Source organism: Protofrankia sp. Cr2, assembly GCF_963555885.1.
Lineage (GTDB): Bacteria > Actinomycetota > Actinomycetes > Frankiales > Frankiaceae > Protofrankia.
This window is the reverse complement of sequence record NZ_CAUVXG010000002.1, coordinates 21129-30177: the sequence shown is the minus strand read 5'-3', so window position 1 is coordinate 30177 and position 9049 is coordinate 21129. Positions and strand designations below refer to the sequence as shown.

Genomic DNA, 9049 nt, shown 5'->3' with positions numbered 1-9049 from the left:
CCGAGGGGCGGTGGTTCTGGTCACCCACGACCCGGGCGCGGTCGAGGCGCTGGCCCCGGACAAGGTGCTCATGCTGCCCGACGGCGTCGAGGACTCGTGGTCCGCGGATCTTGCCGAGTTGATCACTCTTGCCTGACCGGGAAACAGGCAGCCGGGTCCGCCGGTCCGTACCGGATGCGGCCACGTCACCGGCTCCGGCTCCGGCTCCGCGACGCCGCGTCCTTATTGCCGGTCGCTCTAGGATGGTCGGGTGAGCACGCAGGGCGGCACGAAGGCGGTTCTGGCGGCGCTGTCGGCCAATCTGGGGATCGCGGTGGCGAAGTTCGTCGCCTTTCTGATCACCCGGTCGTCCTCGATGCTGGCCGAATCCATCCATTCGGTCGCCGACTCCGGTAACCAGGTTCTGCTCCTGCTCGGCCAGCGGCGCGCGGCCCGTCCGCCCGATGAGGAACACCCCTTCGGTTACGGCCGTTCGCGCTACATCGCCGGTTTCCTCGTCGGGATCGTGTTGTTCAGCGTCGGCGGGTTGTTCTCGGTCCGCGAGGGGGTGGAGAAGCTGCGCCACCCCCATGAGCTCGACCACGGCCTGGTGGCGATCGTCGTCCTGCTCCTGGCGACCGCCTTGGAGGGATTCTCCCTGCGGACCGCGATCGCCGAAGCCCGCCACCTCAAAGGTGATGCGTCGTGGTGGGGGTTCGTCCACGGCGCCCGTGCTCCGGAACTACCGGTGGTGCTGCTGGAGGACCTCGCAGCGCTGGTGGGCCTCGTGTTCGCACTTGCCGGCGTCGGCCTCACCCTCGCGACCGACGACCCGGTCTGGGATGCCGCAGGCACGGTCGCGATCGGCATTCTGCTGCTGGCCGTGGCCACAATCGTTGCGGTCGAGACCCAGGCGATGCTTGTCGGGGAGGCGGCCACCCCGGCGATGGTCGCCACCATCCGTGGTGCTCTTGCGGGGTCGCCGCACATCACGCGGGTGATCCAGCTGCGCACACTGCACCTTGGACCGGACGAACTGCTCGTGGCAGCCAAGATCGGTATGGATGTCGAGCTGACCCTACCTGCTGTCGCGCGCGCGATCGACGGCGCCGAGGCGCGGTTGCGGGCGGCTGTGCCGATCGCGTGCAGGGTCTATCTGGAGCCGGACATTTCCAGCCAGACCGACCAGACCGACCAGACCGACCAGACCGGTCATGCCGTCCAGACCGGCAAGCCGTCAGCCGGTTGACGGCTTGCCGGTCGCTCTTAGAGCCTGTTTTGAATCTTCTGTCCGAGCGATCCACGCCCAGCCGGCCCCCGGCTGCGTTGTCGGCCAAACCGATACAACTCATCCGGTATCGCTTCGGCCTCCCGCCTTGCCGGGAACCACCTGGACGCGGCTCGCTGTCCGAACCCAAGATTCAAAACAGGCTCTTACAGGTTCCCGGGTAGGAATGCGCGAGCGGCGATCGCGGTCAGGGCTCCGACGCCGGTCAGGCCGAGTGGCAGGGTTCCCGCCCGGGTTGTGTCCCCCGGACGGTCTGGGCGCGGGTTGGGCGCCAGCGCGGGTACCAGCAGCCAGCAGTAGAGCGGCAGCCAGGACCGCTCCACATCGGCCGATGCCACGCCCGTCAATATTCCGAAGCCGATCGCGGGGACCGCACCGACAAGAAAGGGCCATCCGGGCGTGAGCCGGATGCGCCGCGTCGCACGGACTATCGTCGGTCCGCAGGCGATCAGCACGACCGTGAGGCCGATTGGAATGCGCACGATCCACGCCGGGACACCCGGGCCGCTACCGGGATGGTGCGCGGTGGCGACGACCTGCTGGTGCGCGACAGCCAGCCCGTCGGGCCAGGAGAAGCCCAGAACCGCGGCCACCGACAACGGCACCAGCACACATGCGCCGGTTATCACGTTGAGTAGCGGACGCCGGCGGACGAAGTATGTGGCCACGACCGCCACGCCAAGCCAGACCACCCCGTAGCCGCAGAGCGCCGCCACACCGATGCCCAGTCCGCATCCGGCCGCCCACCGCAGGCGTCGGCCCGGTTCGGAGCCGATGACCCCGAGCGTGACGAACCCCACGGCGAGGGCCGTCGTCATCCCGTCCGTCGCGGGAATCCACACCGCCCACGGTGCCAGTACCAGCACCGGGACGAGGCGTCGGGCGGCCAGCGCATGGCACAACGACCGGACGGCGATCGCGGCGAGCGGGACGGTGGACGCGCTCAGGGCCGCCAGCACGACGCCCAGGGCGCTCGGGGATCTGATTCCCATCCGGGTCAGGGCCCATAGCAACATCACCAGGCCGGGCGGATGCGACCGGATGCCGTACCCGTAGGAGACCGCCTGCTGGGTGTACGCCCGCAGGAAGCCCATCGGGCCGGCGTCCACGGCGGCGAGCTCCGACAGATAGCCCTGGGGGCCACCGAGCGGACCGGCCAGACCGCTCAGACCGTTCACCGAGGCCAGCGCCAGGCTCCAGGCCAACGATGCCGCGTAGCCGGCGACCAGCAGCGGGCCCCACCTCATCCGGATGTGAAAGTTGCGCCAGGTGGCGACGATGACCGCAGCCATGACTGCCGGGGCGAGGAGGGACGTCGGCGAAATATGCAGGCGCCGGTCCACCGTGAACGGTATGGCGGCGAGCGGCGTCGGCAGCGGTTCGGTGTCGCTTCCGCCGGCGTGCAGGAACGCGGTCAGGCCCAGGCAGGCGATCACCGCCCCGATCCACATCGCGATTTCGCCGAACTCGGCCGGGTCCACGCCGGTGGACGGCAGTCGTGGCAGAGCGCCGCGACCTCCCCGCGGGCGGGTACCCGCCGGGTCGTCACCAGCGGATCGGGCGCCGCCCGGCCATACCCGGGAGGTCTTGGCAAGGATCGGAACGTCGACCACCTTTTGACCGTGTCCGAAAACCAGCTCCCCGGCCCGCCGGATCGCGACGATGACCGGCGGTATCGCGCCCCGGCCACCGCTTCGCGCCGTATGGGAACCCCGGCTCGCCAGACTCGATTGAACCCCACTTTCGGGTTCTGCGCCGGCTTGGCGGACGCCCCGCGGATCCCAGCGCCTCGAGCGAACGGCGGGCCGCAAAGACGCTCTCATGGCTGTATGCCCGGCGCGATGCCCACATGTGCACCGTAGCCAGGTCGACGGTGCCGGGTTCGGGTGGTGCACGATGTTCACCGGCGCGGATTCGACGATGTTCGTCGTGACGCGCCGAAGTCACTGTCAGACCAGACAGGGGCGATTAGGGACACGGGTCTTCGCTGACGTTGGTGGATGTGCCGTTTCTCCTGCTGCGGTGGGCGAAACAGCCATCGGTCCCGTGGTCGGGCGTTGGTGGTCCGGTGATGGGAAGAAGGGAAAAGCCGGGCGCAGCCGGGGGGTCGGTCGGGCGCGTGAAGGGGACAGTGTGATGGATCACATGCGCTTCGAGTGGCGCGTTCACCGCGACTGAGTGAAGATCGGTTCGCAGATCATCTATCACGGAGGGGGCCACATTGGCCGAGCTTAGGAAAGGAACCCGGATCACCGGCGCGGAGCGCGACAAGCTTGCATCAGAGCTTCGGAAGAAGTATGAGGCGGGTCAGAGCATCCGCCTCCTCGCTGAGTCGTCGGGTCGTTCGTACGGGTTCGTTCACCGGATCCTCTCGGAGTCCGGAACAACTCTGAGAGGCCGCGGCGGCGCAACCCGAGGCAGCAAGAAGAAGAGCGTCTGATCATGTTGCAACCGGCCGTCGCCGATCTGGCGGCGGCCGGTCTGACCCTGACGATCGAGGATTCACGGGCGATCATCACCGTCGATCGCCGGGATCGCGGCGTCGCTTGCGCGCGCGCCGTGTCCGCCGTTGGAGCGCTGGCGGAGATCGGGCGATATCTGCCCGGGAGTATCCGGCTTGTGCTTCTTCGGATCATCGGTGGCTTGCCACCGTTTGATCATGTTCGGGTCGACCCGACCGCTGCCTGCGGTCGGGAACGGCCCGGCATGGGCGGCATGTGCCCTGAGGACGACATGGGTCCTGTGGGTCCTGTGGGTCTTGAGGGTTCTGTGGGTCTTGAGGGTACGGACGGCGCTGACGACGTCGGCGACCGTCGGTCCACGCTCGACTGGTTGTCCCGGCCCGACCTGTTCAGCATCGCTGTCGTCAGCGGGTGGGCCGTGGACGCTCTGCACCTGGCACTCGCCTGCGACCTGCGGGTCTTCTGTGCCGACGCGTACCTGGCCATGGACGGGATCCGGCACGGTCGCATTCCGGCGCTCGGGGTATCGGACACGCTGGTCGATCTGGTCGGCTATGGCCGGGCGCTGGACCTCTGTGTGACAGGACGCGTGGTGTCCGGCACGCAGGCGTACGGGTGGGGACTCGCCGACCGGGTGGCCGCCCCGGTCGATCTGCCGGATGCGGTGGAGGATCTCGCCGCCGCGCTGCTTGCCCCGCCCCGGGGACTGGCCGTCGAGGTCAAGGCGTTGCTGCTGCACAGGCGCGAGCGGTCCCGACCGGACCAGGTGCGTGCCGAACGGGATGCCCAGCTCCGCACGTCAGCTGAGGCAGTGCCGCCGGGCTGACGGGCCGCCGGGCCGCCGGGCTGACTGCGCGGGAATGATCCGTAGTCGAAGCCTGCTTACAGTGTTGCAGTTGTAGTGACATCGACTCCAGGGTGGACTGATGAGAATCGCGGACGGCGGGCCGCCCATCAGCGCACGGGCCTTCCAGCGTGACCGTTCGATCGCGCACCAGAAACTGCGGTCGGGCACTCTGCGCCGGATCGTGGAGTTCGCACGCCCGTACCGCCGGATGCTGGCCGGCTTCCTCGTATTGATCGTCATCGACGCCGCACTGGGCGCCACCACACCGCTCATCTTCAAATCGATCATCGATGACGGAATCATCCCCGGGCGGGTGGGCGTCGTGGAGGCGCTCGCGGCGCTGGTCGGTGCGATCGCCATCGTCGACGCGCTGCTGGCGCTGGCGCAACGCTGGTTCTCGGCTCGCATCGGCGAAGGCCTCATCTTCGACATGCGGGCCCGGGTCTTCGACCATGTCCAACGTCAGCCGCTCGCCTTCTTCACCCGCGCCCAGACCGGTGCCCTGATCTCGCGGCTGAACAGCGACGTCCTGGGCGCGCAGTCGGCGTTCACCGGGACGCTGTCCGCCGTGCTGTCCAACGTCGTGTCCGTCGGTTTCGTCCTTGCGGCGATGATCGCGCTGTCGTGGCAGATCACCATCGTGTCGCTGGTGCTGCTGCCGGTGTTCGTCATCCCGGCGCGGTTGCTCGGTCCGAAACTCGCCGCGCTCACCCGGGAGGGCTATGGGCTCAACGCCGAGATGCACACGACGATGACCGAACGGTTCAACGTGTCGGGGGCACTGCTGGTCAAGCTCTACGGCCGGCCGTCGACGGAGAACCACAGCTTTGCCGCCAAGGCATCCCGCGTTCGTGACATCGGTGTGACCCAGGCGATGTACGGTCGGATCTTCTTCGTCTCGTTGACCATGGTCGGGTCACTGGCGACCGCCATCGTCTACGGAGTCGGCGGCCGGTTCGCGGCCGAGGGTGTACTTGAGGTCGGCACGGTCGTCGCGCTGACGTCGTACCTGTCCCGCCTCTATGGGCCGTTGACGCAGCTGTCGAACGTCAACGTCGACGTGATGACCGCGCTGGTCTCCTTCGAGCGGGTGTTCGAGGTGCTCGACCTGACGCCGGCCATCGCCGACCGGCCGGATGCGGTCGACCTGCCGCGCGGGTCGGCGACGGTCGAATTCGACGACGTCGGCTTCGGTTACCCGGCCGCGGACGAGGTGTCGCTGGCGTCGCTGGAGTCGGTGGCCATCCTCGACCGGCGGGTACCCGAACCCGTCCTGCATCACATCTCGTTCCGCATCGCACCCGGTGAGCTGGTGGCCCTGGTGGGGCCGTCCGGCGCCGGGAAGACGACGATCAGCCAACTGGTGCCCCGGATGTACGACGCGCGGACCGGGACGGTCCGGGTCGGCGGCCATGACGTCCGCGACGTCACCCTGCGATCGTTGCGCGACGCCGTGGGCGTTGTCACCCAGGATGCGCATCTGTTCCACGACACGATCCGGGCGAACCTCGTCTACGCCCGTCCCGAGGCGAGCGAGGAGCAGATGTGGTCGGCGATGGAGGCGGCCATGATTGCATCCGTTGTGCGGGCGTTGCCCGACGGCCTCGACACGGTCGTCGGGGACCGTGGCTACCGGCTCTCCGGCGGTGAGAAGCAGCGGCTGGCGATCGCGCGGCTGCTGCTCAAGGAGCCGTCGATCGTGGTTCTCGACGAGGCCACCGCCCACCTTGACAGCGAGTCCGAGGCTGCGGTCCAGCGGGCGCTGGCCACCGCTCTGGCCGGTCGGACATCACTGGTGATCGCGCATCGTCTGTCCACAGTTCGCGACGCCGACCGGATTCTGGTGATCGACGGTGGACGGGTGGTCGAAAGCGGTCGGCACTCCCAGCTGCTGGCCAGCGGTGGTCTGTACGCGGAGCTGTACCGCACCCAGTTCGAAGGCCAGACTCCAGGGCCGGCGGTCGAGGGCTCGACCGCCGACAATCGCGGCGAACAGCAAGCCGCGGCCGTCGGCTGAACAACTACCGGCCGGCGCTGGTCACCTCGGGCGGTGTTTTCACACATGTGTGCCTGGTTTCACCCGCGGACCATCCGGGTCATTTCACAGGCGTCGTCCGGGCTGTTGCCCCGGGACCAACGGCATCACGGCCTCGACGCGGGGACGCCCGGCTTGCCTACGCCGGGCGTCCCCTGCCGCTGTCGGCAAGGGGCTCATCCGAGGTGTCGTCACCGTTCACCGGGGCCGCGTCGGGCTCGTCATGCGGGAGGGAAATGTCGACATCGCCGGACGGATGGCGGTGGATCGCCGGGTTCTCGCTCATCTGTCTGCCCACCGTGACCTGGGAAGTTACCTGGACGTGCCCGCCTGTGCGCCTTTTGGAGAGCTCTTCGCAGGGATCGCCCGGCTTCGTTGCCGACGCCCTGATCCGGTTCGGTATCCACGCGCTGCGCAGCGATGCGGACACGTCGACCGTACGCCAGCGCACCACGCACCGCAGCGTGTGGCGGAGCTGGGTCCTATTTCCTGTAGACGAAAAACGTTCCGGGTGTCGTTCAGTCGATAGCGGGGGCGGTGTCCAAGCCCCCGCCATCATTTCCTAGGCTTATCCCGTGTCTCGTCGCGCGAAAATTGTGTGCACACTCGGTCCGGCCACCAGCTCGCCCGATATGATCCGGGCGCTGGTCGAAGCCGGTATGGACATCGCCCGTCTCAACCTCTCCCATGGCTCCCACGACCAACATGTCGAAACCTACCTGCGCATCCGCGCTGCCGCTGACGCTGTCGGACGCAGTGTCGGCATCCTCGTCGATCTTCAGGGGCCGAAGATCAGGCTAGGGAAGTTCGGGTCCGGGCAGGTCACCCTGCTGCCCGGCCAACAGTTCACGATCACGACTGATGACGTCGTCGGTGACCAGCACCGGGTTGGAACGACGTTCTCAGGGCTGACCGCCGACGTCTCCAAGGGCGACCGCATCCTCGTCGACGACGGCCGGCTGGTGCTTGACGTCACCGACGTGGTCGGCGCCGACGTCCACACCACGGTCGCCATCGGCGGTCCGGTCAGCGATCACAAGGGCATGAACATCCCGGGCGCGGCCCTCGGCGTGCCCGCGTTGACCGACAAGGACACCGAGGACCTCCGCTTCGGGCTCGGTCTGCCTGCCGACATGATCGCTCTGTCGTTCGTCCGGTCAGCTGCCGACATCGAGAAGGTTCGAGCGGTGATGGACGAGGTCGGCGTGCGCCTCCCCGTCCTCGCCAAGATCGAGAAGCCGCAGGCTGTCGACCAGCTCGAGGAGATCGTCGAAGCGTTCGACGGTCTCATGATCGCCCGCGGTGATCTGGGCGTGGAAATGCCGTTGCAGGTCGTGCCGCTGGTCCAGAAGCGCGCCGTGTCATGGGCGCGTGAGCGTGCGAAGCCGGTGATCGTGGCTACGCAGGTGCTGGAGTCGATGGTCCACGCTCCCCGGCCCACCCGTGCCGAGGCCAGCGACTGTGCCAATGCAGTCCTCGACGGTGCCGACGCGATCATGCTGTCGGCGGAGACCAGCGTCGGTGACTACCCCATCGAGGCGGTCTCCACGATGGCGCGGATCATCGAGACGGTCGAGGTTGATCTTTCCCGGATTCCGCCCCTGCGTACCCGCCCACGCACGGTCGGTGGGGCTCTGGCCGAAGCCGCGGCGAACGTCGGCGGAGCCATGGGCGCTCGCTACCTCGTCGCGTTCACCCAGAGCGGGGACACGGCGCGGCGTCTGGCCCGGTACCGCAGCCCCATCCCGCTGTTGGCCTTCACGCCGGTGCCGGCCGTCCGCAGCCAGCTGGCCCTGCTGTGGGGCGTCGAGACTTTCCTGGTCCCGTTCGCGCACAGCACCGACGAGATGGTTCGGCAGGTCGACAACGCACTAGTGCAGTTGGAGCGTTGTCGGCCCGGGGAACTGGTTGTCGTGGTCGCCGGGACACCGCCGGGGGTGGCCGGGATGACCAACACCATCCGGGTGCACCGTATCGGGGAGGAAGTCTGACCGTAGCGGTTGGCGCCGGACGTTCGTCCAGGGTCTGCCGGCGCCAGGCGGCGCCCGACACCAGGGCGCCTTCCTCCGCCTCGCGATCTACGTGCCCCAGCCCCGCTCCTTGATCCACGCCCCTGTTGCCGGGCGCTCTTACCCCACATTTCCACGCCGCGAAAATGTGGGGGCCCCGGGCTCCGGGGTCGGCCGTGATCCGCAAAGGTGCGGACCAGCCCGTAGTGTCTGCGGCACGATGATTTGGTGCCTGGACGAAACGGGCGGATACTTCCGCTCCGTCCGTTTCGTCCAGGCACACTGGCCGGTCAGGGTGCACTGGCCGGTCAGGGTGCACTGGCCGGCCGGGCGAACGCATGGCAGAGCGGTTTCGGGGCTGTGGCGGTTTGGCGGCGGTTCGGGGGCGGTGTGCGCCGCCGGCGTGAAGGTTCGCAGGTCCAGCTGGCC

7 protein-coding genes are annotated in these 9049 nt (G+C 68.2%); 5 read left to right on the top strand and 2 right to left on the bottom strand.

The genetic code is table 11. The features are described from left to right. Nucleotides 1-250 precede the first annotated feature (250 nt). Nucleotides 251-1228 carry a cation diffusion facilitator family transporter gene (locus tag U9978_RS01715; protein ID WP_322759245.1) on the top strand — a complete coding sequence of 326 codons (978 nt, stop codon included), beginning with the start codon at nucleotides 251-253 and terminating at the stop codon, nucleotides 1226-1228. Nucleotides 1229-1413: 185 nt separating this feature from the next. On the opposite strand, the gene U9978_RS01710 is transcribed toward U9978_RS01715, so the two are convergent. Then, nucleotides 1414-2880 (bottom strand): hypothetical protein, encoded by a 1467-nt coding sequence (locus U9978_RS01710; RefSeq protein WP_322759244.1) that lies wholly within the window; start codon nucleotides 2878-2880, stop codon nucleotides 1414-1416. A gap of 608 nt (nucleotides 2881-3488) precedes the next feature. Here U9978_RS01710 and U9978_RS01705 point away from each other — a divergent pair. From U9978_RS01705 to U9978_RS01695, 3 genes are all read left to right on the top strand, one after another. Further along, nucleotides 3489-3707, top strand: a complete 219-nt coding sequence (locus U9978_RS01705) for a helix-turn-helix domain-containing protein (RefSeq protein ID WP_131766260.1) — start codon at nucleotides 3489-3491, stop codon at nucleotides 3705-3707. 2 nt (nucleotides 3708-3709) lie between these two features. Next, the gene (locus tag U9978_RS01700; RefSeq protein WP_322759243.1) at nucleotides 3710-4555 is read left to right on the top strand and encodes an enoyl-CoA hydratase/isomerase family protein; all 846 of its coding nucleotides are present in this window, start codon (nucleotides 3710-3712) and stop codon (nucleotides 4553-4555) included. 100 nt (nucleotides 4556-4655) lie between these two features. Further along, nucleotides 4656-6593 (top strand): ABC transporter ATP-binding protein, encoded by a 1938-nt coding sequence (locus U9978_RS01695; RefSeq protein WP_322759242.1) that lies wholly within the window; start codon nucleotides 4656-4658, stop codon nucleotides 6591-6593. 157 nt (nucleotides 6594-6750) lie between these two features. Here the strand turns inward: U9978_RS01695 and U9978_RS01690 are convergent, their stop codons facing one another. Further along, entirely contained in the window at nucleotides 6751-6897 is a 147-nt protein-coding gene (locus U9978_RS01690; RefSeq protein ID WP_322759241.1) for a hypothetical protein, read from the bottom strand. Between the two features lie 289 nt (nucleotides 6898-7186). Between U9978_RS01690 and pyk the strand changes: the two genes are divergently transcribed. Beyond that, nucleotides 7187-8602, top strand: coding sequence for a pyruvate kinase (gene pyk, locus U9978_RS01685; RefSeq protein WP_322759240.1), 1416 nt, complete (start codon nucleotides 7187-7189; stop codon nucleotides 8600-8602). Nucleotides 8603-9049 lie beyond the last annotated feature (447 nt).

Excerpts from the sequence above, each read along its gene's own strand:
- U9978_RS01700 (WP_322759243.1), top strand. The coding sequence starts at position 3,710 with ATGTTGCAACCGGCCGTCGCCGATCTGGCGGCGGCCGGTCTGACCCTG.
- U9978_RS01695 (WP_322759242.1), top strand. The coding sequence starts at position 4,656 with ATGAGAATCGCGGACGGCGGGCCGCCCATCAGCGCACGGGCCTTCCAG.
- U9978_RS01690 (WP_322759241.1), bottom strand. The coding sequence starts at position 6,897 with ATGAGCGAGAACCCGGCGATCCACCGCCATCCGTCCGGCGATGTCGAC.